We start from the raw sequence: 23,596 nt of genomic DNA, 5'->3' as shown, positions 1-23,596 counted from the left end.
ATGACGCTAGGGAGGGCACCCCCGCGCCCGGGCGGCTTCCGTAGACTGGTCGATTGTGAGCACCGTTCCCGAAAAGCCTGTCCTCGAAGGCCTGGAAGCCACCTGGTCCCAGCGCTGGGAAGAGCGCGGCACCTACCGCTTCGACCGCAGCAAGACCCGCGAGGAGGTCTACTCGATCGACACGCCGCCACCGACCGTCTCGGGCTCCCTGCACGTGGGGCACGTCTTCAGCTACACGCACACCGACGTCGTGGCCCGATTCCAGCGCATGCGGGGCAAGGAAGTGTTCTACCCGATGGGCTGGGACGACAACGGCCTTCCCACCGAACGGCGCGTGCAGAACTACTATGGAGTGCGCTGCGATCCGTCCCTGCCGTACGACCCCGACTTCACGCCGCCGGCCAACCCTTCGACAGGCTCAGGGGGCAAGGGGGCCGGCTCAGGGGGCAAAGGGGCGAAGCAGGTGCCGATCAGCCGGCGCAACTTCATCGAACTGTGCAACGAGCTCGTCGAGCGCGACGAGCAGGTCTTCGAGCAGCTGTGGCGCACGCTCGGCCTGTCGGTCGACTGGACGCAGACGTACACGACCATCGGCCATGACGCGCAGACCGTGAGCCAGCGAGCGTTCCTGCGCAACGTGAAGCGCGGTGAGGCATACAGCCAGGACGCGCCGACGCTCTGGGACGTCACGTTCCAGACGGCCGTGGCGCAGGCCGAGCTCGAGGCCCGCGAGTACCCCGGCCACTTCTACCGCGTCGCGTATCACCACGCGGACGGACCGATCCACATCGAGACGACCCGCCCCGAGCTCACCGCGGCGGCCGTCGCGCTCATCGCCCACCCGGACGACGAGCGGTACCAGCACCTGTTCGGCAGCACCGTGACCTCGCCGATCTTCGGCGTCGAGGTCCCCGTCATCGCCCACACCGCCGCCGACCCGGAGAAGGGATCGGGCATCGTCCACTGCTGCACCTTCGGCGACCTGACCGACGTGCAGTGGTGGCGCGAGTTCCAGCTGCCCAACCGCACCGTGATCGGACGCGACGGGCGGTTCCTGCGGGAGACGCCCGAGTGGATCGCCACTGACAGCGGGCGCGAGCTGTACGCCGAACTCGCCGGGAAGACGACCTTCACCGCGCGTGAGCTGACCGTCAAGGCGCTGCAGGACAGCGGCGACCTCGACGGCGAGCCCAAGCCCACGCAACGCATGGCGAACTTCTACGAACGCGGCGACAAGCCGCTGGAGATCGTCTCGACGCGCCAGTGGTACATCAAGAACGGCGGCCGCGACGCGGACCTCGCGCAGGAACTCATCAAGCGCGGCGACGAGATCACCTTCGTTCCCGCGTACATGCAGTCGCGCCTCACCAACTGGATCGAGGGACTGAACGGCGACTGGCTCGTCAGCCGTCAGCGGTTCTTCGGCATCCCGTTCCCCGTCTGGTACCGGCTCGACGCCGACGGCGAGCCGGACTACGAGAACCCGATCTTCGCGTCCGAGGACGAACTTCCCGTCGACCCGGCCTCGCAGGCTCCCCGCGGATTCGACGAGTCGCAGCGCGGCGTGCCGGGCGGCTTCATCGCCGACCCGGACGTCCTCGACACCTGGGCCACGTCGAGCCTGACGCCCGAGCTGGTGTGCGGCTGGGAACGCGACCCGGAGCTGTTCGCCACGACGTTCCCGATGGACGTGCGCCCGCAGGGTCACGACATCATCCGGACCTGGTTGTTCAGCTCGATCGTGCGCGCGCACCAGGAGTTCGGCACCGTGCCGTGGAAGCACGCGACCCTGTCGGGCTTCGTCGTCGACCCCGACCGCAAGAAGATGAGCAAGTCCAAGGGCAACGTCGTCGTGCCGGACGAGATCATCAGCAAGTACGGTGCCGACGCGGTGCGCTGGCGCGCCGCCGGCGCCCGGCCCGGGGCCGATTCGCCGTTCGACGAGGCGCAGATGAAGGTCGGTCGCCGCTTGGCGATGAAGATCCTCAATGCGAGCAAGTTCGTGCTCGCGGCGCAGGACGCCTTCGGGCTCGGCGCCGATGCCTCCTACCTCGACCCGGCCAAGGTGACCGAGCCGCTCGACCGCGCGCTGCTCACGGGGCTCCAGTCGGTCGTCACCGACGCGACACAGCATTTCGAGGACTTCGACTACACGTCGGCGCTGGAGGTCACCGAGAAGTTCTTCTGGGACTTCTGCGACGACTACCTCGAGCTGGTCAAGGAACGGGCGCGCGGCAACGACGCGGCCGGTGAATCCGCCAAGGCGACGTTCGTGCTGGCGCTGTCGGTGCAGCTGCGGCTGTTCGCGCCGTTCCTGCCGTACGTGACCGAGGAAGTCTGGTCCTGGTGGCAGGAGGGATCGATCCACCGCGCCGCCTGGCCCACCGTCGAGAACGACCTCGCCGTCGAGACCCAGGACCCGGACCTGCTCGGCATCGCGGCGCAGGCGCTCGCAGGCATCCGCGGCGCCAAGTCCGTGGCCAAGGTCAGCCAGCGCACGGAGGTCACCGCCGTGACCGTCGCCGGTTCGCCGAGCGCTCTCGAGACGTTGGCGCTGGCGTTGTCGGACGTCAAGGCCGCCGGCCGCGTGGTCGGCGAGATCACGACGACCGCCGACGAATCGAGCGAGGAGCTCGCCGTGGAGGCCACGCTCGCCGAGAGCTGAGCGCGTGTTGTTGGTGATCTCGATACGCCGCTCGTTCCTCGCGGCTACTCGATCACCAACAACACGCGGTACTCGACACCAACGGCGAGAGCGTGCTCAGACCGTGAGGGAACGGGCGGCGTCGCGGGCTGCCTCAGGCGTGCTCGCGGCAAGGGCGGCGTCGGCCGCGGCTGCGCACTGGGCCAGCGTCACGGTCGAGAGCTTGGCGCCGACCAGCGGTGCGGCGGTCGCGGCCGAGGACAGCGACGTGACGCCGAGCCCGGTGAGCACGCAGGCCAACAGTGGATCGGCCGCTGCCTCGCCGCACACGCCGATCGGCTTCCCGGCATCGCGGCCCGCCCGCGCGACGATCGCGATCAGCTCGAGCAGCGCCGGTTGCCACGGGTCGTTGAGTTTGGCCAGCGACGGCGTCATGCGGTCGGCCGCGAACGTGTACTGGCTGAGGTCGTTGGTGCCGATCGAGAGGAAGTCGACGTGCCGCAGCAGCCGCTCGGCGTGCAGCGCCGCACTCGGGATCTCGATCATGACGCCCGGCACGAGGCCGAGCGACCGCACCCGCGCGGCGAACCACGAGGCTTCGTCCTCGGTGGCCACCATCGGAGCCATCACCCAGACCGGGGCTGAGACGTTCTTCGCGGCCGCGGCGATCGCCTCCAGCTGACGGTCGAGCAGTCCTTCGTCGCGCAGGCCGAGTCGCATGCCGCGTACACCGAGCGCAGGATTGGGCTCGTCGGGGATCGTCGCGAACGCCACCGGCTTGTCCGATCCGGCGTCGAGGGTGCGGACGACGACCTTGCGCTCCCCCATCGGCTCGAGAACCTCAGCGTAGATCCGCGCCTGCTCCTCGACGGAGGGCTCGGTGTCGCGATCCAGGAAGCACAGTTCGGTGCGGAACAGACCCACGCCTTCGACCGGCTTCAGGGCGGCGTTCTGCGACGAAGCACCGTCCTGGACGTTGGCGAGGATCTCGACACGGTGCCCGTCGGAGGTGCCGCCCGGTCCGGTCCACGACGCGGCGGCCTCGCCGACGAGGCGGGCGGACTCCGTGCGCGTCTCGATGACCTCGGCGTCGGGCTCGATCACGATGTCGCCGGTGGCGCCGTCGACCAGCACCACCGTGCCTGCCTCGACGTCATCGAGCCCTTCGACGCCCACGACGCACGGGATGCCGAGCTGACGGGAGATGATCGACGTGTGGCTGGTGGGGCCGCCGAGCGACGTGGCGATCGCGACGACCGCTGCAGGGTCCAGACCGGCGGTATCGGCGGGCGCGAGATCGTCGGCGCACAGCACCGAGGGCTCGGCCGGTGCGGGAATGCCCGGCTCCGGCTGCCCGGAGAGCTCGGCGAGGATGCGGTCGTGCACGTCGCGCAGATCGGTGACGCGCTCGGCCATCAGGCCACCGGCCGCCGTGAACATCGCGATGAGATCGTCGATGGCACCGCCGACCGCGGCGTAGAGCCCGTTGCCCTCACCGAGGCGCTTCTGCACGAGGGAGACCAGACCGCGGTCGCGGGCCAGTCCGGCCGTGGCGGTCAACACTTCGCTCGCGGCGCCGCTCGCGCGGCCGGCGCGTTCGGTGAGTCGCTGGGCGACGGCCTCCGCCGCCGTGCTGAATCGCTCGGCGCCGTCGGCCGGATCGACCTCCGGATCCTCGGCGGGAACCTGCGGGCGAGGCATGGGCCGGACGACGGGTCCGGTTCCCACCCCCGGGACGACACCAGTGCCATGGAGCGCGCTCTCGTGGGCCATGTCACGAGCTTACAGGGAAACAGTCGCAGTCCCTCATCGATCTGGGCTAATATCCACACAAAACCACGTCAGTCCTCACGATCGGTCAGGAGAACGTCAGGATGTATGCGGCCGAACGCCAGGCTCTGCTGGTCGATCGCCTTCAGCGCGAGGGGCGCGTCGCCGTCGTCACGGTCGCCGAGGAGCTCGGCGTCTCGGGCGAGACGGTGCGCCGTGACCTCGCCGTGCTGGAGCGCGACGGCGTCGCCCAGCGGGTGCACGGCGGCGCCGTTCTGGCCCGCTCGATCGCCGGCGAGACGGCGTTGGCCCAGCGCACCAGCGAGCATCAGGCGCAGAAGGCGCAGATCGCGAAGGCCGCATTGGAGCTCGTGCCGCCCAGCGGCGGCAGCGTCGCCTTCGACGCCGGGACGACGGTCGAGCAACTCGTCGATCTGCTGCCCACGGACCTGACCATCACGGCCCTCACGCACGCTGTCCCGATCGCCGGCAAGCTGCTGGCCTCGCCGGCCATCGACCTGCACATCGTCGGCGGTCGCGTGCGGGGCATCACCGGCGCCGCGGTGGGGCATCGAGCCCTTCAGACGTATCGGGACACCCGCGTGGACACCGCCTTCGTCGGCACGAACGGCATCTCTCGGCATCACGGCTTCAGCACGCATGACTCCGAGGAGGCCGCGGTCAAGCGCGCGCTGGTCTCCTCGGCCCGTCGCGTCGTGGTGCTCAGCGATGCCTCCAAGCTCGGGGTCGAACCGGTCTTCACCTTCGCGACGCTGTCGGAGGTGGACATCCTGGTGACCGACTTAGCCGCCACGGACGAGGACCTCGCGCCGGTCCGTGAGGCCGGGATCGAGGTGATCCTCGCATGATCGTCACGCTGACGCCGAACCCGAGCATCGACCGCACCGTTCAACTCTCCTCGCCACTCGAGCGCGGCGGAGTCGTCCGATCGGTCACGACCCGTGACGAAGCGGGCGGCAAGGGCATCAACGTCGCGCAGGTGGTCCGCAACGGCGGAGAGCAGGCCCTCGCGGTCTTGCCCGGCGACGACGACGACCCGCTCGTACAACGGCTGCGGAACTCGGGGCTGCCGCACCTCGCGGTGCCGCTCGGCGCGCCGCTACGGGTGAACCTCACGCTGGCCGAGGACGACGGCACCACGACCAAGATCAACGCGCCCGGGCCGGCGCTCGCCGCGCCGGTGATCGAGCGGCTCGAGGCTCTCCTCGCCGAGCAGAGTGCGACGGCCTCGTGGGCCGCCCTGTGCGGTTCGCTGCCGCCCGGGGTGCCGGACGACTGGTACGGCCGCACCGCGGAGCGGCTCGAGGCCCCCGTCGCGCTCGACACGTCCGGCGCCGCCTTGAGCGCTGCGGTGGACCGCGCGCCCGAGCGCATCGCGCTGATCAAGCCGAACTCCGACGAGCTCGGGGAGCTGATGAGCATCGCGCCGACCGAGTTCGAGGGCGACCCGAAGGTGGCGGGCGAGCGGGCGCGTCCTCTCCTCGAGCGCGGCATCGGCGCGATCCTGTTGACGCTCGGCGCGCGGGGAGCCCTTCTCATCAGCACCGAGGCCGTGTGGGAAGCGCAAGCACCGCGGATCACCGCCCGCAGCACGGTGGGCGCGGGCGACTCGTCCCTCGCCGGATTCCTGCTCGGCTCGCTGCGCGGCGAAGACCCGGCGGGGTGCCTGGCGCTCGCGGTGGCCTACGGCAGCGCGGCGGCCTCGCTCCCCGGATCGCGAATGCCGGCCCCCGCCGACCTTCCGGCGCTCCCCTCCGTACGCCGCGTCGCGTGAGACGGGCGCAGGGTCACCGGGTCCGGAAGGTGATGCCGGCGCGGTGGAGGCGGTCGATGAGGGGGCGGCCCATCGCGATGGCGGTGGTGGTCTGACCAGCAACCTCGGGCACCTCGTCGAAGGCGAGGCACAGAGCTGACTCCGCCAGCATGACGGCGGTGGCGTCGTAGCCGGGATCCGGTCCGGTGACCTCCGCGCGGACCTGCTGACCGCCACCTTCGCCGATCAGCGAAAGCCGGAACCACGATTTCTGCCGACGCTCCTCGCTCGGTCCCTGCCCGGGATCCTGCGCCTTGAGCAGCAGCGAACGAGTCGGACCGAACTGGGCCAGCGCCACCGCACCCCCGAGACCGACACCCGCGGCGGTCGCCATGCGCAGGCTCCGGAAGTGAGCGTAGTGCTCGTAGCTGAAGTCCGGACCGTAGCCGGGCAGACCGCGGGCCGAGCGCAGGACGATCTGCGGGTCGATGGTCGGCAGCGGCACGCCGTACCCGCCGATCTCCTCCGGCGCCCGCCCCGGCTTACCGCCGCCGCGGATACGACGGCGCTGCGGACGGCCCTCGTGACGCCGCCGCTCGGCGGCCGCCTTGCGCGCCAGCCCGAGCTGGGAGAACTGTGTGATCGCCGAGTGGTACGTGCCACCGGAGAACGAGGCGTTGGCGCGGATGTAGCCCTTGACACTGATCGACACGTCGTCGGGAAGCTGGTCGACGACGTACAGCGTGCCCAGGTCGTACGGGATGGAGTCGAAGCCGCAGGCGTGCACGAGACGGGCACCGGTGCTCACCGCGACCTCGTGGTACTTCAGCCACATCGCGTCGACGAACCCCGGCTCGCCGGTGAGGTCCAGGTAGGTGATGCCGGCCTCGGCCGCGGCCTTGACGGCGGGTTCGCCGTGCTGCAGGTACGGGCCGACCGTGGAGATCAGAACGCGGGTGTTCTCTGCCATCTCGCGCATCGCCACCGCATCGTCATGGTTGGCCACCACGACCTGCGGGGCGACGCCACCGTCGGCGACGAGGCGGTCGAAGAGGCCGCGGAGCTTGTCGGCCGATCGTCCTGCGATCGCCCAGGACGTGCCGGGTTCCAGGTGCTGCGACAGGTAGCGGGCGGTGAGTTCGCCGGTGAATCCCGTCGCGCCGAACAGCGTGATCTCGACCGTCATCCGGCCAGCCTAGCGTCCGGTTCGCGGGGGCGCCTGGGGTCAGCTGGCCTTCTTGTTGACCTCGTCGTGGGTGAGCACGGTGGGCTCCTCGTCGCCGAGCACCGTCTCGGCGGTCACCAGGACCTTGGCGACGTCCTCGCGCGCGGGGATGTCGTACATGATCGGCTGGAGGACCGCCTCGATGATCGACCGCAGGCCGCGCGCGCCCGTACCCCGTTCCAGCGCGAGGTCGGCCATCGCCTCGCAGGCCTCGTCGGTGAACTCCAGCTCGACGTCGTCGATCTCGAACAGCCGCGCGTACTGCTTGGTCAGCGCGTTGCGCGGCTCGGTGAGGATCGAGACGAGAGCGGCCTTGTCCAGCGTGTCGACGGCGGCGATGACCGGGAGACGGCCGATGAACTCGGGGATCAGGCCGAACTTGAGCAGGTCCTCAGGCAGGACCGAGGAGTAGACCTTCTCCTTCGCCGGCGCCACGACCGCTTCGACGGGCGCGGAGTTGAAGCCCAGGCTCGTCTTGCCGCTGCGCTGCTCGATGATCTCCTCGAGGCCGGCGAAGGCACCGCCGACGATGAACAGCACGTTGGTGGTGTCGATCTGGATGAACTCCTGATGCGGGTGCTTGCGGCCGCCCTGCGGCGGGACCGAGGCGGTAGTGCCCTCGAGGATCTTCAACAGCGCCTGCTGCACGCCCTCGCCGGACACGTCACGGGTGATCGAGGGGTTCTCGCTCTTGCGCGAGATCTTGTCGATCTCGTCGATGTAGACGATGCCGGTCTCGGCCTTCTTGACGTCGTAGTCGGCGGCCTGGATGAGCTTGAGGAGGATGTTCTCGACGTCCTCGCCAACGTAGCCGGCCTCGGTGAGGGCGGTGGCGTCGGCGATCGCGAAGGGGACATTCAGCATGCGGGCCAGCGTCTGCGCCAGATACGTCTTGCCGCAGCCGGTCGGACCCACCATGAGGATGTTGGACTTGGCGAGCTCGACCTGCTCGTCCTTGTTGATGCGTCCCGACGCCTGCGCCTGGACGCGCTTGTAGTGGTTGTACACCGCGACCGCGAGCGACTTCTTGGCGCGGTCCTGGCCGATGACGTAGCCGTTGAGGAAATCGAAGATCTCGTGCGGCTTGGGGAGCTCACCGAGGCTGACCTCAGCGTTCTCGGAGAGTTCCTCCTCGATGATCTCGTTGCACAGGTCGATGCACTCGTCGCAGATGTACACGCCGGGGCCGGCGATGAGCTTCTTGACCTGCTTCTGGCTCTTGCCGCAGAACGAGCACTTCAGAAGGTCGGCGGTCTCGCCAATGCGTGCCATCAGGCGTTCCTTTCAAATCGGCCGCGAAGCCGCCCCCGGGCGACACCGTCGCGTCCGTCGTCGAGGGTCGTCGTGGACTGGTCCACGATAACCGCGAGCGGACGGTTCGCGAAGGTGTCGCCGGGGCGCGTCATGTCGTGTCCTACGCCCTACCGGTCAGGGACCGGGGGTTTTGAGGGTGTCGAGCACCTGGTCGATGATCCCGTAGTCCTTGGCCTCGGCCGCGGTCAGGATCTTGTCGCGCTCGACGTCGCGGCTGACTTCCTCGGTGGACTTGCCGGATGCTTCGGCGATCATGTTCTCCAGCATCTGACGCATCCGCAGGATCTCGTTGGCCTGGATCTCCAGGTCGGAGATCTGGCCGCCGGTGCCCTCGGTGTAGGGCTGGTGGATGAGTACGCGGCTGCTGGGGAGCGCGAAGCGCTTGCCCGGCGAACCCGCGGCGAGGAGCACCGCGGCGGCCGAGGCGGCCTGACCGAGGCAGAACGTCTGCACATCGGGCTTGATGTAGCGCATCGTGTCGTAGATCGCCGTGAGCGCCGTGAAGGAACCGCCCGGGCTGTTGATGTAGATGCTGATGTCGCGGTCCGGGTCCATCGACTGCAGGCACAGCAACTGCGCGGTGACGGCGTTGGCGACGTCGTCGCTGATCGGCGTACCGAGGAAGACGATGCGCTCCTCGAACAGCTTGGCGTAGGGGTCGATGCGCCGGAAGCCGTACGAGGTGCGCTCTTCCCACTGCGGGATGTAGTAGCTCATCGGCGGACATCTCCTGCGGTCGAGACGACGTGGTCGATCAGGCCGTACTCCTTGGCCTGCTCGGGAGTGAACCAGCGGTCACGGTCCGAGTCGAGCTCGATCTGCTCGATGCTCTGACCCGAGTGCTGGGCTTGCAGCTCGTTGAGCTGCTTCTTGAGCAGGATGGACTGCTCGGCCTGAATCCGGATATCCGATGCCGAACCACCGATACCGCCGGACGGCTGGTGCATCATGATGCGGGTGTGCGGCAGGGCGAAGCGCTTGCCCTTGGTGCCGGCGGCGAGCAGGAACTGACCCATCGAGGCGGCCAGGCCCATGCCGACCGTGACGACGTCGTTGGAGATGTACTGCATGGTGTCGTACATCGCCATCCCGGCGTCCACCGAACCGCCGGGGCTGTTGATGTAGAAGTAGATGTCGGCGTCAGGGTCTTCGGCGTTGAGCAGCAGCATCTGCGCGCAGATCGCGTTGGCGTTCTGGTCGCGGACCTCCGAGCCGAGGAACACGATGCGTTCCTTCAGCAGGCGGTTGTAGATGTGCCCGTCGAGATCCGAAGGGCCGACCTCAGCGGACAGCTGGGGAGTCATCGGAGTGTTCACGTGACCGACACTAGACGGCCGGGAGTGCGAAGACACGTGTCCCGGCGGGCTGTTCGCTCATGGCAAAACACGGGGCGCCGCCGGAGGCGCGCAGGACCGCCACGGGAGACGGCGGCGAATTTGTAGGTATGTCTTGACATATGGCCTCGGGCCTGAACATGATGCAGATCACACGGCAATGCGCCGTCTGCAGAGCAGGAGGACTCATGAAGATCGGCCTCATCGGCGCCGGGCGCATCGGGGTCATGCACGCTCGTCACCTCGTCGACCTCCCTCGGGTCGAGGAAGTCGTGGTGTTCGACGAACGGCCGGGAGCCGCAGCGGCCGTCGCGGCGGATCTTCCGAACGTCCGGGTCGCCGGGAGCCTGGACGAGACGCTCGCCCGAGCCGACGGCGTCGTCATCGCCGCGTCGACGGACGCCCACCCGGCGCTGGTGCGCGCGGCGCTCGCCGCGGGCGTTCCGGCCCTCTGCGAGAAGCCGATCGCCGCCGACCTGGAGACGATGCAGGGTCTCGTCGACGAGATCGACGCCACCGCGACGCCTGTCGTCGTGGGCTTCCAGCGCCGCTTCGATCCGGCCATGCGCCGACTCAAGTCGCTCCTCGACGAGGGTGCCGTCGGGTCGGTGCTCGTCGTCCGCGCCACCGGCTGCGACGCGGTCCCGCCCGACCCCGCGTACATCGCGACCTCCGGCGGCATCTTCAAGGACATGCTGATCCACGACCTGGACGCGATTCCGTGGCTGGTCGGCGATGACGTCGTCGAGGTCTTCGCGCAGGGGTCGGTCCTCATCGACGAGTCCTTCGCGCGGTCCGATGACGTCGATGTGGCCACGGCGACCCTGCGCTTCGCCAGCGGGGCGCTCGCGCAACTGGTCGGCACGCGCTTCAATCCGATCGGCTACGACCACCGGGTCGAGGTGCTGGGCACCCGCGACTCGCTCGCGGTCGGCCTTCACGACCACGACCACACGCCGCTCGCCCACCTGTCCGCCGAGGGACGGACGGTGGGACCGGCTCCCTACCCAGGATTCCCCGAACGATTCCGGGCCGCCTATGTCGCGGAGATGACGACCTTCACCGAGGTGGTCGCCGGCGAGGCGGTCAACCCGTCGCCGGCCCGTGAGAGCCTGGTCAGTCTCCGCCTCGCCGAGGCGTGCGAACAGAGCCGCCGCGCCGGCGGCCGGCCGGTCCCGGTGGCCGCTCCCGTTGCCCATTGACCCACGACTGAGAAGACTTCGATCATGACCCAGACAGCCGCTCCCCCACCGACACCGTCGCCGAACTCCATGCAGCGCCACAATCAGTTCCTCAAGGTGACGCTCGCACTGGTGCGGCTCGGACCGCTGGTCATGCTCGGCGTCCTCGTGCTGATCATGGCCTCGGTGAGCCCGCTGTTCCTGACCGGGCGCAACCTCGGCAACGTCGGCCTCGAGGCGTCCGTCGTCGCGATCTTGGCGCTCGGGCAGCTGCTGGTCATCATCACCGCCGGCATCGACTTGTCCCAAGGATCGTTGATCGCCCTGACCAGCGTCGTGGGAGCCCTGTGGATCCGCGACCTCGACGTCGTCTCGGGGTGGGCGGTGATCCCCACGATGATCCTCGCGGGTGGCCTCGCCGGCGCCGTCAGCGGAACCCTGTTCGTCAAGGGCAAGATCCCCCACCCGTTCCTGCCGACGCTCGCGATGCTCATGGTCGCGCGCGGGCTTGCGCTCCTGTTCTCCGACGGTCAGCCGATCACCGGGATGCCCGATGCGATCCGCACCCTCGGCTCCTCCCGGATCGGCGACGTCCCGGTCGCGGTGATCCTGGTCGCCGCACTGGCCGTGCTGATCCACGTGTTGCTGACCCGCGTCACCTGGGGTCAGTGGATCTATGCGATCGGATCGAACCGGGAGGGCGCGCGCCGGGTCGGCATTCCGGTCGACCGGGTCCTCATCTCGGTGTACGTGCTCAGCGGCATGGCCGCGGGGACCGCCGCCCTCGTCGTCTCCGGCCAGACCAACTCCGCCTACCCCACCGCCGGCAACCTCATGGAGCTCTCCGCCATCGCCGCCGTCATCATCGGCGGAGCGAGCTTCTTCGGCGGCCGGGGCACCGTCCTCGGAGCCATCGTCGGTGCCCTGATCCTGGGCGTCATCCAGAACGGCCTGAACCTGCTGAACGTGTCCGCGGCGTGGCAGTACGTCGCGCTCGGCACCGTCGTCGTCATCGCCGTGGAGATGGACGTCCTCCGCGGTCACCTCGAGTCGCGCCTGCGCACCGTCCGGACCGAAGAGAAGGAGGTCTGACATGACCGAGACCGCCGCCAACACCGACCATGTGACGGCCTCCACGACCGGACCCGGGCGGGCCGAACCGCCGGTGCTGGAAGTGCGAGGTGCGGTCAAGCGCTTTGGCGCCGTCACCGCCCTGGGCGGGGTCGATCTGACCCTGCATCGCCGCCAGGTCGTCGGCCTGCTCGGCGACAACGGCGCGGGCAAATCGACCCTCATCAAGGCGATCACGGGAGTCCATACGCTCGACGAGGGTCAGATCCTCCTCGACGGCGAGCCGGTCTCCATCCGCACTCCCACCGAGGCCCGCCATCACGGCATCGAGGCGGTCTACCAGGACCTCGCGCTGTTCGACAACCTCGGCATCGTCAGCAACCTCTACCTCGGCAATGAACTCACCAAGCCCCGGCGATTCCGCGCGCTGGGGTGGCTGGACCGCAAGGCGATGGAGCGCGACGCCCGCGAACGCCTGGAGAAGTTGCAGGTCAACGTTCCCGGGTTCAACTCCCAGATCGGACTGATGTCCGGCGGACAGCGCCAGGCGGTCGCCGTCGCACGTGCGGTGGCGTTCGCGAGCCGCGTCCTGATCCTGGACGAGCCCACCGCGGCACTCGGCGTCCGCGAGACCCGCAACGTGCTCGACACCGTCAGCCGGCTTCCCGAGGAACTCGACCTGTCGGTCATCCTCATCTCCCACAACATGGACCACGTGGTCCAGGTGTGCGACGAGGCCGTCGTGATGCGCCAAGGGCGCGTCGTCGGCAGCGCGACCCCGTCGCCGGACACCTTGCAGGACATCGTCTCGATGATCGTCGGGGCCACCGGCTCCACCTCCACTCCCCCGACCGGACAGTGAAAGTAGGCATCATGCGACATCTCACATCCCGCGCCGCCCGTGCCGGCGCGCTCGCCGTGGCCGCGTCCCTCCTCCTCGCCGCGTGCGGCGACGACGGGGGCGGCGGCGGTTCCGATGGCGACAGCCCCCGCGTCGCCGTGGTTCTCAAGACCCTGACGTCTCCCTATTGGCTGCAGGTCAAGGGTGGGGCCGAGCAGGCCGGCGAGGACAACGGCGCCGACGTCACGCTCGCCGGGGCCACCCAGGAGACGGCGGTCCAGGAGCAGATCGACAAGGTGCGTGCCGCGATCACGCAGCAGGTCGACGCCCTCGTCGTCGCACCGACCCAGGCCGAGCAACTGCAGCCGGTCCTGGAAGAGGCCCGGTCCGCCGACATCCCGGTCCTGCTCGTCGACACCAACATCGAGGGCTGGGACGGGGCCGAGACCTTCATCGGCACCGACAACCGCTCGGCGGGCGAACAGGCCGGCGAGTTCATCACCGAGCAGACGACCGAGGGGTCGGCCCTGCTCATCCGGGGCGTTCCGGGTAACCCCTCGACCGACGACCGGATCGACGGTGCCAAGGAAGTGCTCGAGGAGGCCGGCATCGACATCGCGGCCGAGCTCTCCGCCAACTCCGACCGCGCCGAGGGGCGTTCGGTGACGGCCGACGCGCTTCAGGCCAACCCGGACATCTCGATCATCTTCGCGGCCAACGACGACATGGCGTTGGGCGCGATCGAGGCGGTCAAGGCTGCCGGGCTCGACCCCGCCGACATGACGATCGTCGGTGTCGACGGCACGAGTGACGCGGTCGACTCGATCCAGAACGGTGAGCTCACCGCGTCGATCGCTCAGAACGCCTACGACATGGGCGTGACCTCCGTCGAGGAGGCGCTCAAGGTGATCGACGGCGAGACGATCGAGGAGCGCATCGATACCGGCGTCACGCTCGTGACGTCGGACAACGCCGAGGAGTACGCCCAGCAACTGGCCGATCAGGAGGGCTGACGCTCAAGGGCCGAGGGCCGGCGCGGCAGATCCCCTGCCGCGCCGGCCTTCGCGCACTGAGGAACCCGAAGGTGGGTCGCCGAGCCCCGCTCCGCAACACCGACCCTTGTCGCGCCCGCTCAAGCCGGTTGCGTTGGGGCCGCGGCCAGCGATACGACACATTTCGCCTAGCGTGAGCGAGGAGCAGGCCCGCCCGCGACCGGAGAGAGCGTCAGCCGTAACGCCCGTGGTCAGCGTGCCGCGGACGTCCTTGAGACGTTGCACACCCATGCCTACTGGGAGAGCTCGGCATGGTGTCTTTTCAGCCTCCCGCGATCCTTAAAGATCGGAATGAGACAAAGGACGGCGAGGGACGCTCCGATCCAGGCGACTGCGGTAATCGGTGCTCCGGAGTTCAGGGCGAGTCCCGCGAGGGCGGGCGTGAGGCTGATGCCGAGCTGAAACATCGAGACGGTGGTGGCCCCGGCAAGAGTAAGTGCATTTCCCGCGATGGCGAACGTGCGGCCGTACACTGCGGGGTTGAGCACGAACCCGACGACGCCCAGGATGAAAGCCAAGGGCACGATCGCTACTGCGTACGACGCGAGGATTGCGATCAGCACTGAGCAGACCGCGATCCCGATTGCCCCGATCAGCAACGCACGGCTGGGGTGCTCGTCGGAAATGCGCCCACCGATCGACAACCCGATGAACGCGCCGACGCCGAAGAGCACGAGCACCCCGGGTACCCACACGACTGGGACGTCGGTGACCTCGGTGAGGAGAGCAGAAAGATAGTTAAACGTGATCATGTATGCGGCGGTGCTGAGCAGGCACGCAGCCCATACCCACCACAACGGGGGTTGTTTGAGTACAGCCAGTTCGCGGCCGAGGCTGGGCTGGAGCCCCGTCACGGCAGTTCTCGGCAGCTGAATCGCAGTTGCGATCGTGCCGAGGATGACGAGGGCAACGACCATCCAGAACCCGCTCGTCCAGCTGGTGAGGAAGCTGATGAGCGTTCCGGCCGGGCCGCCGAGGATCATTGCCAGGCTGAGGCCAGAGACCACGACACCGGAGGCGCGAGCCGCGCGGTCGAAACTCACTAGGCTGGCGGCCGTGACTGCCGCGACGGCGAAGAACCCGGCGTACGCGAGTCCGGCGATGAAACGGGTCACTAGGAGCGCTAGGTAGGTGTCGAACAGCAGACCGACCGCAATCGAGGCCGCGAACGCGGCCTGGCTTGCCGCGAGGGCTGTGCGCCGGGGCCAGCGCAGGCTGATCGCGGCCAGCGGCGGGCCACCGATGACGACGCCGATCGCGAACGCGGTGATGAGTCCGCCCGCGCTGGCCAACGTCACGTCCAGGTCGGCGGCGACGGCCGGGAGGACGCCCGCCAGAAGGAACTCGGCTGTGCCCATCGCGAACAGGCAGAAGGCCAGCAGATACACCCCGAACGGCAACCTTCTGCTCGCGGCGGGTGCTGTGACCCGGCGGGCGTTCACAGCACCCGCGCTACCCGCGTTTGGTCCGGTGCGCATATCGATACGATCCGCGCTCATCGCTTCACCAGGCCGCGGTCATCTCTTCCAGCCTGGCCCCTCAGTTTCGCGACGCTCACGCCGACGACGTACATGCCTGAGCCGTAGAAGCTGTGGGCGCGCAAGCTCCGCCAGCGCGCGGTCGTGGGATCGGGCGTCTTCGACGATGCCGCACCCAACCCGAACGCGCGCTGCATCAGGAACCATGGCGCCCCGCGTGTAAGCGCACCTGTTTCGAGCGCCGGGGCGAGCGTCGGCTTTACCCGCCAGTCGGGGCTGTTGAGGAGGAGCCGGCCAGCGAATGTCGTCCCGCTCGCGTAGTGCGCTGCCCAGCCCAAGGCCTTCGCCCCCTGGACAGGCTCGCTCTGGCCAGTGGTTTCGTAGGTGAACGTGCCGTTCGTGAAGTGCCCGATCCTTCGCCGCACCAACGCGTGGTCAAGGGGCTTCCCCCCGCTCGTGTGGCGGATCACCTCACCGGCGAGGTCCATGATCGCGGTCGCACCGCATCCAATCGCGACGGCTGTCGCCGCGCAGTTCCAACGGTTCATCGATGTTCCTCTCGATTGCTAAGCGCGCCGGCCGAGACTGGCCCGGGCCGCGGAATCGAGACTCCCCACGCAGACTAGATGTTGCAACAATCGTTGCTGAAACGGCAACGAGGTGGTCGAGTAGGGCTATGGAATCCATGCCTGCCGTCGCAGCAACCCTCGAACAGGTTCCCGCGAGGATACGAAGGCTGCGTGAAAAACGTGGCCTGTCGTTGAGCGACATCGCCGCAGAGACAGGCATCTCGAAGAGCACCCTTTCCCGGCTCGAATCGGGCCACCGGAAACCCAGCCTGGAACTCTTGCTCCCCATTGCCGCGGTACTGGCCGTTCCGCTTGATGAACTCGTCGCAGCGCCACGCGTGCTCGACCCCCGGGTTCCGCAAGCGCCCGCGCGCTCGGGCAGGCGGACGTTCGTACCGCTGACGAGGGTCCAAGGCGAACCCAAGGCGTTCAAGCTCACCATTCCCAGCAGCGAGAGCGAACCCCACATCAGAACTCACACCGGACACGAATGGCTCTATGTGCTCAGCGGAACGCTGCGACTGATCCTCGGCGATTACGATCTCGCCCTCGGCCCTGGTGAGGTAGCTGAGTTCGACACCCAGCATCCCCACTGGTTTGGCTCTACCGGCCGCGGGCCGGTCGAACTGCTCAGCCTCTTCGGAAAGCAAGGTGAACGCATCCACCTCCGCACACGCAGCGACCCGCAATGCCCGTGATTGAACCGCCGGGATGTCCGAAGACTCACATTGGTGGCTCAACCGGTTGGGGTGAACGCGTTCCTTGGAGCGTCGTGAAGTTCCTCGGCTGCGACCGCGGGCAGGCGCCTCGGAAGTACTTCGAAGACGGCGCCTCACACCCAGCCGACAGCTACAGGGGCGCGCGCCGGATTTGAAGCCGCGGACGTCACTGGCTGCACTCGGGCAGCGCGCGGACAGTGACCGAGCGGCCGGGAAGGCCAAACTCGCACGCGTATCGGTCGGGGGCGCGCCTCGCGGGCGGTCGAGCGGTCAGCGGTCGACGAGGGTGATCTCGAAGGCGTAGAGGTCGGATCGGTAGACGTGATGCCCGTACTCGATCACGGAGCCGGCGTCGTTGAACGCCGTCCGCTCCATGGTCAGTAGCGGCACGTCGCCCGACGCCAGCAGTTCACGTTCCTGGTCGTCGGCGGCCTTGGCCCCGATGCGCTGCTCGGCGACGCGCAAGTGGACACCCGCGCGTCGCAGGTGTTCGTACAGGCCCGAGGAGGCGAGGTCGACGTCGGTGAGGTCCACGAGCGCCGCAGGCAGATGATTGCGCAGCAACGCGAGGGGCTCGTCGTTCACGAACCGCAACCGGTGGAGCGTCCAGATATCGTCGCCGGCGGCAAGCCGCAGCTGGGCAGCGGTCGTCTCGTCGGCGTGCTCTCGGCGCAGGGCCAACACCTCGGTGCGTTGCTGCTGCCCTGCGGCCGCCAGATCGTCGTACAGGCTCGTCAGCTCGACATTGCGGCGGATCTTGCCGTGCACGACCTGGGTGCCGACGCCGCGCTTGCGAACGAGCATCCCCTTGTCGACGAGGGTCTGGATCGCCTGGCGCATCGTCGGCCGTGACAGCCCGAGGGTATTGGCCAGGGCGATCTCGTTGTCGATCTTGTCCCCCGGAGCGAGCACGCCCTGCCGGATCGCCAGCTCCAGCTGCTGGGCCACCTGGTGGTACAGGGGCACGGGGCTGGAGCGATCGAGGGTGATCGAGAGGCTGTCCGACATGGCGACAGCCTAACGGCGTTTGCCTCTACGTCAATATGTCCTGACAAAGCATTGACAGCGGGCAAGCGGGCGTCCGACACTGGGACCGCATCGTGGCTCACATCACACCTGGAGGACGCCGTGACTCACCCGCCCGTCCGCATCGCCGCGGCCCCGATCTCCTGGGGTGTCAGCGAAGTCCCCGGCTGGGGCCATCAACTCGCTCCCGAGCAGGTGCTCACGCAGATGCAGGATCTCGGCATCGAGGCGACCGAGTTCGGACCGGACGGCTTCCTTCCTGACGATCCGGCCGAGAAGGCCGCCACGCTCGCCGCGTACGGACTGCGCGCGGTCGGCGGTTTCCTCCCCGTGCTCCTCCACGATGCCGCGGCCGACCCGCTGCCCGTCGTCGACCGGTTCATCGACGCACTTCGGGCCTGCGGGGCCGAAGTGGTCGTGGTGGCCGCGGCCAGCGGCGCCGACGGGTACGACGCGCGGCCCGATCTCGACGCCGGCCAGTGGCGCACGCTGCTGACGAACCTCGACCGCATCGCCGACCGCGCGGCCGAGCGCGGCGTCGTCGCGGCCATCCATCCGCACGTCGGCACGATGGTGCAGACGTCCGACGAGGTCGAGCGCGTGCTCGCCGGCTCGCGGATCGGCTTGTGCGTCGACACCGGCCACCTCCTGGTCGGCGGTGCCGACCCGGTCGCCTTGGTCGAGCGGCACCCGGAGCGGGTCGCCCACGTCCACCTCAAGGACGTCGACGCCAAGCTCGCACACGAGGTTCTGCTCGGCGAACGCCCCTTCGGCGACGCGGTCGCCGCCGGGCTCTTCCGGCCGCTCGGCTCGGGCGACGTCGAGATCGCCCGCATGATCCGGGCGCTGCGTCACCACGGCTACGCCGGCTGGTACGTCCTCGAGCAGGACATCAAGCTGTCGGGGGCTCCCGACGGAGAGCGGCCGCTGAGTGACGTCCGCGCGAGCCGCGACTACGTGCTGCAGGTGGCGTCATGACCACGTTCGAGGTCCTCACCATGGGCCGGTGCAGCGTCGACGTCTATCCGCATCAGGTGGGCGTCGGCCTCGAGGACGTCGAGTCCTTCGGCAAGTACCTCGGCGGTTCGCCGACCAACGTGGCCGTCGCCGCCGCGCGACACGGTCGGCACAGCGCGGTGATCACCCGCACCGGCGACGATCCGTTCGGGCGGTTCGTGCGCCGGGCCATCGCGGACTTCGGCGTCGACCCCCGGTTCGTCACCAGGGTCACTGACCTCCCCACGCCGGTCGCGTTCTGCGAGATCTTCCCGCCAGACGACTTCCCCCTCTACTTCTATCGCCGGCCCTCGGCGCCGGACCTCCAGATCCGCGGGGACGAACTCGACCTCGACGCGGTTCGCGAGGCGGACATCTTCTGGGTCACCGTCACCGGGCTGTCCCAGGAACCGAGCGCGGAGGCGACCCTCACGGCGCTGCGAGCCCGGGGCCGCCGGGGCATCACCGTCGTCGATCTCGACTATCGGCCGATGTTCTGGGACTCGCCCGAGCAGGCGACCGAGATCATCGCCGAAGCGCTGCCCTACGCCACGGTCGCCGTCGGCAATCGTGAGGAGTGCCGGGTGGCCGTGGGCGAAGGCGACGCGTCAGCGGCGGCCGCAGCGCTGCACGACCGCGGTGTCGAGCTCGCGGTGGTCAAGCAGGGGCCGGACGGCGTGCTCGGGTCGCGCGCGGACGAGCAGACGGTGTCGAAGCCGATCCGGGTCGACGTCGTCAACGGCCTCGGAGCGGGCGATGCCTTCGGTGGGGCGCTGTGCCACGGCCTGCTCGCGGACTGGCCGCTGCAGCGGCTGCTCGACTTCGCCAACGCCGCCGGAGCGTACGTAGCGACGCAACTGGCGTGTGCCGACGCGATGCCCGACACCTCCACCGTCGAGCGGCTGCTCGCCGAACACGCGCAGAGGGCGTCATGATCGACGTCGACGCCATCGTGCGCACCCGCGTCGACGAGCCGGAGAAGATCGTTCGACTCGCTCAGGAGCGCGCCCGACCCGTCGGCCTGACCGGGCGCACCGGCCGGCTCCTCATCGTCGCCGCCGACCACCCGGCGCGCGGCGCGCTGAAAGCCGGAGCGCGCAGCCTCGCGATGGCCGACCGCGCCGATCTCCTGGACCGCCTCGTGCGCGCGTTGTCGCGCCCGGGCGTCGACGGTGTGCTCGCGACCGCGGACATCGTGGAGGATCTGCTGCTGCTGGGCGCGCTGGACCACAAGGTCGTCATCGGTTCGATGAACCGCGGCGGGCTGGCCGGGACGGTCTTCGAGATCGACGACCGGTTCACCGCGTACCGGCCCGGAGCGATCGCCGCTCGCGGCCTTCAGGGCGGCAAGATGCTGCTGCGGATCGACCCGAGCGATCCCGCCACGTCCCAGACCCTGGAGAACTGTGCGCGCATGGTCGAGGAACTCTCCGACCTCGGCCTCATGGCGATGGTCGAGCCGTTCATCTCTCACCGCACGCCCGAGGGCCGGCTGGTCAACGAGCTGACCACCGAGGCCGTCATCCGGTCGGCGACGGTCGCCGCCGGACTGGCCTCCACGTCCGCCCACACCTGGCTCAAGCTCCCGGTGGTGGAGGACATGAACGCCGTCCTGGCCGCGACGACCCTTCCGGTCATGCTGCTCGGCGGGGAGGTCGCGGCCAACCAGAGCGAGCAGTTCGCCGCGTGGTCCGCGGCGCTCAAGAACCCGACGGTCCGCGGCATGGCCATCGGCCGTTCCCTGCTCTACCCGCCCGACGGTGAGGTCGAGCGGGCTGTCGATTCGATCGTGGAGATGATGTGACCAGCACGCAGCACCTCGTCCGCGCCGGCAGCACGAGCCACGGCGCCACCGAACTGACCGTCACACCCGAGACCGCCCGGTGGGACCACAGCGGCCTCCTCGTCGTGAGCGTGGCCGCTGGTCAAACGATCGATCACCGGCTCGAGGACGACGAGGCCATGGTGCTCTCGCTGTCCGGGTCGGCCACCGTGACGGTCGACGACGAGCGGTTCGAACTCGTCGGTCGTCGTGACGTCTTCGCCGGCCCGAGTGACGTCGTCTACGCAGGGCGCGGCGCGACCCTCACCATCACGAGCGACGCCGGCGGGCGGTTCGCCATCGCGACCGCTCGGTGCGAACGCCGGTTGCCGACCGCCTACCTGCCTGCGGAGCGGGTGCCCGTCGAACTGCGTGGCGCGGGCCAGGCGAGCCGGCAGGTGCACAACTTCGGCGTTCCCGGTGTCCTCGACGCCGACCGGATGATCGCCTGTGAGGTCATCACACCCGGCGGCAACTGGTCCTCGTACCCGCCGCACAAGCACGACGAGGAGCGCGACGGAGCCGAGACGCGGCTCGAGGAGATCTACTACTTCGAGGTCGCCGACGGTCCCGCCGGGCCTGGGATGGCGTACCAGCGGGTGTACGGGCACGAGCGCTCGACGACCGACATCCTGGCCGAGGTGCGCACGGGTGATGTCGTCCTCATTCCCGACGGATGGCACGGCCCCTCGATGGCGGTGCCGGGCTACGACTTGTACTACCTCAACGTGATGGCCGGTCCCGGCCCCGTGCGGGCGTGGCTGATCTGCGACGACCCGGCCCACGCCTGGGTGCGGGGCACGTGGGAGGACCAGCCGATCGATCCTCGTCTCCCCCTCCACGAACAGGAGCGCACGTCATGAGCACCGTCCGACTCACCGTCGCGCAGGCGGTCGTCCGGTTCCTCGAGGTCCAATCGGTCGAGCGTGACGGACGCACGCAGCGGTTCTTCGCCGGCTGCTGGGGGATCTTCGGCCACGGGAACGTCGCCGGAATCGGCGAGGCACTGCTGGAACGCGAGCTGGACCGCAACGCCGGACGCGCTCCGCACGCCCTGCGGTACCACCAGGGGCGCAACGAACAGGCGATGGTGCACGCCGCCGTCGCCTACGCCCGGCACCGCGATCGGCTCGCCGCCTTCGCCGTCACGGCATCCGTCGGGCCGGGCTCGACGAACATGGTCACCGGCGCGGCCCTGGCGACCATCAACCGACTGCCGGTCCTGCTGCTGCCCGGGGACACGTTCGCCACTCGGGTCGCCAATCCGGTCCTGCAGGAGCTCGAGGACCCGCGGGCGGGCGACGTCTCGGTGAACGAGGCGTTTCGCCCTGTGTCGAAGTACTTCGACCGCATCGACCGTCCCGAACAGCTCCCCTCGGCACTGCTTCAGGCGATGCGCGTGCTGACCGACCCGGCCGAGACCGGTGCCGTCACTCTCGCGCTGCCGCAAGATGTCCAGGCCGAGGCGTACGACTGGCCGGCCGACCTGTTCGCCGACCGCGTGTGGCACGTGGCCCGTCCCGTCCCCGAACCCGACATGGTCGAGCGGGCGGTGGCAGCCATCACCTCGGCGCAGCGGCCGCTCGTCGTCGCCGGCGGTGGCACGACCTACGCCGATGCGAACGACGCTCTGCGCCGGTTCGCCGAGGTGACCGGGGTCCCGGTGGCAGAGACCCAGGCCGGCAAAGGGGCACTCCCCTACGACCACCCGCAATCGGTCGGCGCCATCGGGGCGACCGGGACGACCGCGGCCGACGCGCTGGCGGCCGAAGCCGACCTGATCATTGGCGTCGGCACCCGGTACAGCGACTTCACCACGGCATCGCGCACCGTCTTCGCGCACCCCGACGTGCGGTTCGTCAACCTCAACGTCGCCTCCTTCGACGCCCACAAACTGTCCGCCCTCCCCCTCGTGGCGGACGCGCGGCTCGGGCTGGAGACCCTGACCGATGCGTTGGACGGCTGGCGAGCCGATCCTGCCCACACCCAACGGGCGACGGACCTGGCCCGCGAGTGGGACCGCACGGTCGAGAGCGCCTACCAGCGAGAGCACGGGCCGCTGCTGGCGCAATCGCGGGTCCTCGGAACGGTCAACGAGGTGTCCGAGCCGCGCGACGTGGTGGTCTGCGCCGCCGGCTCCATGCCCGGCGATCTGCACAAGCTCTGGCGCACCCGGGACCGCAAGGGTTATCACGTCGAGTACGGATTCTCCTGCATGGGCTACGAGATCCCCGGCGGGCTCGGCGTGGCCATGGCGGTCGATGACGAGGTGGACGACCGCGACGTGTTCGTGCTCGTCGGCGACGGCTCGTACCTGATGATGAACAGCGAGCTGGTCACCTCCGTGCAGGAGAACCGCAAGCTCATCGTCATCCTGGTGCAGAACCACGGCTTCGCCTCGATCGGCGCGCTGTCGGACTCCCTCGGGTCGCAGCGGTTCGGCACGCGGTACCGCGAGCGCACCGCGTCCGGGCTCGACGGTGAGGTCCTCCCCGTCGACCTCGCCGCCAACGCCGCGAGCCTCGGTGCCGACGTCATCCGCGCCGAGAACCCCGAAGCGCTGCGTGCGGCGGTGCTCACCGCCAAGAAGGCGACGCGGACGACGGTCATCCACGTGGAGACCGATCCGCTCGTCCCCGCGCCGGACTCCCCCGCCTGGTGGGACGTTCCGGTCGCCGAGGTGTCCGCGCTCGCCTCCACCCGCGACGCCCGCGCGGTCTACGAGAAGCACAAGAGCGAGCAGCGACCCCATCTGACTCCGATGGAGAGGAACGACTGAC

General features: G+C 69.1%; 22 protein-coding genes. 13 read left to right on the top strand and 9 right to left on the bottom strand.

Going from position 1 to position 23,596, the window contains the following annotated elements:
• Nucleotides 1-55 precede the first annotated feature (55 nt).
• The gene (valS, locus tag D9V41_RS12795) at nucleotides 56-2,665 is read left to right on the top strand and encodes a valine--tRNA ligase (protein ID WP_243697263.1); all 2,610 of its coding nucleotides are present in this window, start codon (nucleotides 56-58) and stop codon (nucleotides 2,663-2,665) included.
• A 96-nt stretch (nucleotides 2,666-2,761) separates the two neighbouring features.
• Here the strand turns inward: valS and D9V41_RS12790 are convergent, their stop codons facing one another.
• Nucleotides 2,762-4,417 carry a phosphoenolpyruvate--protein phosphotransferase gene (locus D9V41_RS12790; protein ID WP_121794966.1) on the bottom strand — a complete coding sequence of 552 codons (1,656 nt, stop codon included), beginning with the start codon at nucleotides 4,415-4,417 and terminating at the stop codon, nucleotides 2,762-2,764.
• A 101-nt stretch (nucleotides 4,418-4,518) separates the two neighbouring features.
• Here D9V41_RS12790 and D9V41_RS12785 point away from each other — a divergent pair, with 101 nt between their 5' ends.
• Nucleotides 4,519-5,283, top strand: a complete 765-nt coding sequence (locus D9V41_RS12785) for a DeoR/GlpR family DNA-binding transcription regulator (protein ID WP_121794965.1) — start codon at nucleotides 4,519-4,521, stop codon at nucleotides 5,281-5,283.
• Nucleotides 5,280-6,209 carry a 1-phosphofructokinase family hexose kinase gene (locus D9V41_RS12780; protein WP_121794964.1) on the top strand — a complete coding sequence of 310 codons (930 nt, stop codon included), beginning with the start codon at nucleotides 5,280-5,282 and terminating at the stop codon, nucleotides 6,207-6,209. Before D9V41_RS12785 ends, D9V41_RS12780 begins: the two co-directional genes overlap by 4 nt.
• Before the next feature lie 13 nt (nucleotides 6,210-6,222).
• Here the strand turns inward: D9V41_RS12780 and D9V41_RS12775 are convergent, their stop codons facing one another.
• From D9V41_RS12775 to D9V41_RS12760, 5 genes are read right to left on the bottom strand one after another with little or no spacing between them, the layout of a single operon-like run.
• Nucleotides 6,223-7,374, bottom strand: coding sequence for a saccharopine dehydrogenase family protein (locus D9V41_RS12775; RefSeq protein WP_121794963.1), 1,152 nt, complete (start codon nucleotides 7,372-7,374; stop codon nucleotides 6,223-6,225).
• A gap of 39 nt (nucleotides 7,375-7,413) precedes the next feature.
• On the bottom strand, nucleotides 7,414-8,685 hold the full coding sequence (gene clpX, locus D9V41_RS12770) for an ATP-dependent Clp protease ATP-binding subunit ClpX (RefSeq protein ID WP_121794962.1): 1,272 nt from the start codon (nucleotides 8,683-8,685) through the stop codon (nucleotides 7,414-7,416).
• Nucleotides 8,685-8,819 (bottom strand): hypothetical protein, encoded by a 135-nt coding sequence (locus D9V41_RS18610; protein WP_279432350.1) that lies wholly within the window; start codon nucleotides 8,817-8,819, stop codon nucleotides 8,685-8,687. Before D9V41_RS18610 ends, clpX begins: the two co-directional genes overlap by 1 nt.
• 22 nt (nucleotides 8,820-8,841) lie before the next feature.
• Nucleotides 8,842-9,444: an ATP-dependent Clp protease proteolytic subunit gene (locus D9V41_RS12765; protein ID WP_121794961.1), complete on the bottom strand. Its 603-nt coding sequence runs from the start codon at nucleotides 9,442-9,444 to the stop codon at nucleotides 8,842-8,844.
• Nucleotides 9,441-10,031, bottom strand: a complete 591-nt coding sequence (locus D9V41_RS12760) for an ATP-dependent Clp protease proteolytic subunit (RefSeq protein WP_121794960.1) — start codon at nucleotides 10,029-10,031, stop codon at nucleotides 9,441-9,443. The genes D9V41_RS12765 and D9V41_RS12760 overlap by 4 nt, the downstream gene beginning before the upstream one ends.
• Nucleotides 10,032-10,249: 218 nt before the next feature.
• Here D9V41_RS12760 and D9V41_RS12755 point away from each other — a divergent pair, with 218 nt between their 5' ends.
• The 4 genes from D9V41_RS12755 to D9V41_RS12740 are packed head-to-tail and all read left to right on the top strand — an operon-like array spanning nucleotide 10,250 to nucleotide 14,167.
• Nucleotides 10,250-11,263 (top strand): Gfo/Idh/MocA family protein, encoded by a 1,014-nt coding sequence (locus D9V41_RS12755; protein WP_121794959.1) that lies wholly within the window; start codon nucleotides 10,250-10,252, stop codon nucleotides 11,261-11,263.
• 24 nt (nucleotides 11,264-11,287) lie between these two features.
• The gene (locus D9V41_RS12750) at nucleotides 11,288-12,334 is read left to right on the top strand and encodes an ABC transporter permease (protein WP_121794958.1); all 1,047 of its coding nucleotides are present in this window, start codon (nucleotides 11,288-11,290) and stop codon (nucleotides 12,332-12,334) included.
• Nucleotide 12,335: 1 nt separating this feature from the next.
• On the top strand, nucleotides 12,336-13,175 hold the full coding sequence (locus tag D9V41_RS12745; RefSeq protein ID WP_121794957.1) for an ATP-binding cassette domain-containing protein: 840 nt from the start codon (nucleotides 12,336-12,338) through the stop codon (nucleotides 13,173-13,175).
• Nucleotides 13,176-13,186: 11 nt separating this feature from the next.
• Entirely contained in the window at nucleotides 13,187-14,167 is a 981-nt protein-coding gene (locus tag D9V41_RS12740) for a sugar ABC transporter substrate-binding protein (RefSeq protein ID WP_121794956.1), read from the top strand.
• A gap of 272 nt (nucleotides 14,168-14,439) precedes the next feature.
• Here D9V41_RS12740 and D9V41_RS12735 read toward each other — a convergent pair whose 3' ends face one another.
• A complete protein-coding gene (locus tag D9V41_RS12735; RefSeq protein ID WP_243697262.1) occupies nucleotides 14,440-15,594 on the bottom strand; it encodes an MFS transporter in 1,155 nt (384 codons plus the stop codon).
• 107 nt (nucleotides 15,595-15,701) lie between these two features.
• The gene (locus D9V41_RS12730; protein ID WP_121794954.1) at nucleotides 15,702-16,232 is read right to left on the bottom strand and encodes a DUF2938 family protein; all 531 of its coding nucleotides are present in this window, start codon (nucleotides 16,230-16,232) and stop codon (nucleotides 15,702-15,704) included.
• 128 nt (nucleotides 16,233-16,360) lie between these two features.
• Here D9V41_RS12730 and D9V41_RS12725 point away from each other — a divergent pair, with 128 nt between their 5' ends.
• Entirely contained in the window at nucleotides 16,361-16,951 is a 591-nt protein-coding gene (locus tag D9V41_RS12725; RefSeq protein WP_121794953.1) for a helix-turn-helix domain-containing protein, read from the top strand.
• A 291-nt stretch (nucleotides 16,952-17,242) separates the two neighbouring features.
• On the opposite strand, the gene D9V41_RS12720 is transcribed toward D9V41_RS12725, so the two are convergent.
• Entirely contained in the window at nucleotides 17,243-17,980 is a 738-nt protein-coding gene (locus tag D9V41_RS12720; RefSeq protein WP_121794952.1) for a GntR family transcriptional regulator, read from the bottom strand.
• A gap of 120 nt (nucleotides 17,981-18,100) precedes the next feature.
• Between D9V41_RS12720 and D9V41_RS12715 the strand changes: the two genes are divergently transcribed.
• The 5 genes from D9V41_RS12715 to iolD are packed head-to-tail and all read left to right on the top strand — an operon-like array spanning nucleotide 18,101 to nucleotide 23,595.
• Nucleotides 18,101-18,976 (top strand): TIM barrel protein, encoded by an 876-nt coding sequence (locus D9V41_RS12715; protein ID WP_121794951.1) that lies wholly within the window; start codon nucleotides 18,101-18,103, stop codon nucleotides 18,974-18,976.
• Nucleotides 18,973-19,929 carry a 5-dehydro-2-deoxygluconokinase gene (iolC, locus tag D9V41_RS12710; RefSeq protein WP_121794950.1) on the top strand — a complete coding sequence of 319 codons (957 nt, stop codon included), beginning with the start codon at nucleotides 18,973-18,975 and terminating at the stop codon, nucleotides 19,927-19,929. The genes D9V41_RS12715 and iolC overlap by 4 nt, the downstream gene beginning before the upstream one ends.
• Nucleotides 19,926-20,798, top strand: a complete 873-nt coding sequence (locus D9V41_RS12705) for a Cgl0159 family (beta/alpha)8-fold protein (RefSeq protein ID WP_121794949.1) — start codon at nucleotides 19,926-19,928, stop codon at nucleotides 20,796-20,798. The genes iolC and D9V41_RS12705 overlap by 4 nt, the downstream gene beginning before the upstream one ends.
• On the top strand, nucleotides 20,795-21,679 hold the full coding sequence (iolB, locus tag D9V41_RS12700; protein WP_121794948.1) for a 5-deoxy-glucuronate isomerase: 885 nt from the start codon (nucleotides 20,795-20,797) through the stop codon (nucleotides 21,677-21,679). Before D9V41_RS12705 ends, iolB begins: the two co-directional genes overlap by 4 nt.
• Nucleotides 21,676-23,595, top strand: a complete 1,920-nt coding sequence (gene iolD, locus D9V41_RS12695) for a 3D-(3,5/4)-trihydroxycyclohexane-1,2-dione acylhydrolase (decyclizing) (protein WP_121794947.1) — start codon at nucleotides 21,676-21,678, stop codon at nucleotides 23,593-23,595. Before iolB ends, iolD begins: the two co-directional genes overlap by 4 nt.
• Nucleotide 23,596: the final 1 nt, after the last annotated feature.

The organism is Aeromicrobium phragmitis (assembly GCF_003674095.1).
In the GTDB taxonomy this organism is placed as follows: Bacteria; Actinomycetota; Actinomycetes; order Propionibacteriales; family Nocardioidaceae; genus Aeromicrobium; species Aeromicrobium phragmitis.
This window is presented reverse-complemented; position numbering and strand designations above follow the sequence as displayed.

Excerpts from the sequence above, each read along its gene's own strand:
- D9V41_RS12790 (WP_121794966.1), bottom strand. The coding sequence starts at position 4,417 with ATGGCCCACGAGAGCGCGCTCCATGGCACTGGTGTCGTCCCGGGGGTG.
- D9V41_RS12780 (WP_121794964.1), top strand. The coding sequence starts at position 5,280 with ATGATCGTCACGCTGACGCCGAACCCGAGCATCGACCGCACCGTTCAA.
- D9V41_RS12785 (WP_121794965.1), top strand. The coding sequence starts at position 4,519 with ATGTATGCGGCCGAACGCCAGGCTCTGCTGGTCGATCGCCTTCAGCGC.
- D9V41_RS12750 (WP_121794958.1), top strand. The coding sequence starts at position 11,288 with ATGACCCAGACAGCCGCTCCCCCACCGACACCGTCGCCGAACTCCATG.
- D9V41_RS12755 (WP_121794959.1), top strand. The coding sequence starts at position 10,250 with ATGAAGATCGGCCTCATCGGCGCCGGGCGCATCGGGGTCATGCACGCT.
- D9V41_RS12725 (WP_121794953.1), top strand. The coding sequence starts at position 16,361 with ATGGAATCCATGCCTGCCGTCGCAGCAACCCTCGAACAGGTTCCCGCG.
- D9V41_RS12745 (WP_121794957.1), top strand. The coding sequence starts at position 12,336 with ATGACCGAGACCGCCGCCAACACCGACCATGTGACGGCCTCCACGACC.
- D9V41_RS12760 (WP_121794960.1), bottom strand. The coding sequence starts at position 10,031 with ATGACTCCCCAGCTGTCCGCTGAGGTCGGCCCTTCGGATCTCGACGGG.
- D9V41_RS12705 (WP_121794949.1), top strand. The coding sequence starts at position 19,926 with ATGATCGACGTCGACGCCATCGTGCGCACCCGCGTCGACGAGCCGGAG.
- D9V41_RS12765 (WP_121794961.1), bottom strand. The coding sequence starts at position 9,444 with ATGAGCTACTACATCCCGCAGTGGGAAGAGCGCACCTCGTACGGCTTC.
- D9V41_RS12730 (WP_121794954.1), bottom strand. The coding sequence starts at position 16,232 with ATGAACCGTTGGAACTGCGCGGCGACAGCCGTCGCGATTGGATGCGGT.
- D9V41_RS18610 (WP_279432350.1), bottom strand. The coding sequence starts at position 8,819 with ATGACGCGCCCCGGCGACACCTTCGCGAACCGTCCGCTCGCGGTTATC.
- D9V41_RS12720 (WP_121794952.1), bottom strand. The coding sequence starts at position 17,980 with ATGTCGGACAGCCTCTCGATCACCCTCGATCGCTCCAGCCCCGTGCCC.
- D9V41_RS12740 (WP_121794956.1), top strand. The coding sequence starts at position 13,187 with ATGCGACATCTCACATCCCGCGCCGCCCGTGCCGGCGCGCTCGCCGTG.
- iolC (WP_121794950.1), top strand. The coding sequence starts at position 18,973 with ATGACCACGTTCGAGGTCCTCACCATGGGCCGGTGCAGCGTCGACGTC.
- iolD (WP_121794947.1), top strand. The coding sequence starts at position 21,676 with ATGAGCACCGTCCGACTCACCGTCGCGCAGGCGGTCGTCCGGTTCCTC.
- clpX (WP_121794962.1), bottom strand. The coding sequence starts at position 8,685 with ATGGCACGCATTGGCGAGACCGCCGACCTTCTGAAGTGCTCGTTCTGC.
- D9V41_RS12775 (WP_121794963.1), bottom strand. The coding sequence starts at position 7,374 with ATGACGGTCGAGATCACGCTGTTCGGCGCGACGGGATTCACCGGCGAA.